The following is a 1,526-nucleotide window of genomic DNA, read 5'->3' as shown; positions in this document are numbered from 1 at the left end:
AGCAGCAGCTCGGTATTCAGGCTCTGTCTATCGCTAACTCTGGTTCCCAGAACATCCTCAGCCTGTTCCGTTAAGTCGGAAAACTCTGAGAACCTTAGAAGCTTTAAGGTCCCGGTTAGTCGCCGGGGCCTTTTTCTTGTTATTGTTGAAGTCTTTTGTTGGATTTTCTGTCTTCAATTTGTGTTCGCTTTACGCGGTCATTTATGTTGATCTCATCAAGGGCGAAATATTGCGTGTATTTCGTAAAATCTTACATTTCAATCAGCTTGACGTAAGTTTCGCGTGTAAGTCTTACTGACCGTTACAGGCTTTGACTATTCAAAGTGCATGATGCAACTCTGTAACTCCGGGAATTTAATCCGGAATGTCCCAATTCTTATTATTTAGGGGCAACTATTATGTCTTCTCTTTTGACGAATTCCTCCGCAATGGTAGCGTTGACCACTCTTCGTGGTATCAACGACAGCATGGCAACCACTCAGAACCGTATCTCTACAGGTATGCGTGTTGCTGATGCTTCTGACAATGCGGCTTACTGGTCTATCGCAACAACCATGAAGTCTGATAACTCAGCTCTCTCAGCTGTGAAGGATTCCTTGGGTCTTGGTGCTGCGACTGTTGATGTAGCGTTCACTGCTATGGATCAGACAGTTGAGATCGTTAGCCAGATTAAAGATAAGCTGACAGCAGCGACCAACGGTACTGTTGATCGCGAAAAGATCCAGGCGGACGTTGAGCAGCTTCAAAAGCAGCTTGAAACCATCGCCTCTTCTGCAACTTTCTCCGGTGAAAACTGGCTGCAGCAGGACATGGCTACAGATGCTCTCAATAAAGAGATCGCTGGTTCTTTCACGCGTGATGCAGCTGGCAACACACAGATTGAGAATATCGTTGTTGATACTCGTACAACTGTTTTGGTTGATACGCGCGCAACTGCGGCTGATAACACCGGCATCCTGACAACGGATTTGATGGGTGATGCTGTCGATAACGTTGCTATGGCTACTGGTGATATTGGCTCTCTCGATGTTACTGTTGCTGCAGGCGATGAGGATGGCATTATCCGTAAGGCTTCAGAGGCGGCGATCATTAAGCACTTTGAGGGGCTTTCTGATGCGGATAAAACTAACTTCACTCAGGCAATGGCTGATACCGTAAGTGGTAATGTGGCGACTAGGCTCACTGCACTAACGGGTGGTTCCGAATCCTTCTTAGAACTCGATATTTCTACGCTTGGTAACAATGCAGTAGATAACGGTATTCTTGCAGCTTACATCGATGTTGTTGACGGTCAGCTTTCTGCAATCACTGATGCAGCAACTGAGCTCGGTTCTGCTAAGTCACGTGTTGACATGCAGAAAGAGTTTGCAAGCAACCTGTCTGATGCAATTGATCGCGGTATCGGTCAGCTCGTTGATGCCGACATGAATGCTGAATCCACTCGTCTGCAGGCTCTTCAGACCCAGCAGCAGCTCGGTATTCAGGCTCTGTCTATCGCTAACTCTGGTTCCCAGAACATCCTCAGC

1 protein-coding gene is annotated in these 1,526 nt (G+C 47.1%); it reads left to right on the top strand.

All coding sequences use genetic code 11. The features are described from left to right. Positions 1–398: 398 nt before the first annotated feature. Positions 399–1,526: flagellin (locus PsW74_RS19020; protein ID WP_063305857.1), on the top strand; the 1,128-nt coding region annotated here is incomplete at its 3' end.

The sequence above is a fragment of the Pseudovibrio sp. W74 genome, assembly GCF_001623085.1.
In the GTDB taxonomy this organism is placed as follows: Bacteria; Pseudomonadota; Alphaproteobacteria; order Rhizobiales; family Stappiaceae; genus Pseudovibrio.
The sequence above is the reverse complement of the archived record's forward strand: the minus strand, read 5'-3'. Positions and strand labels throughout refer to the sequence as shown.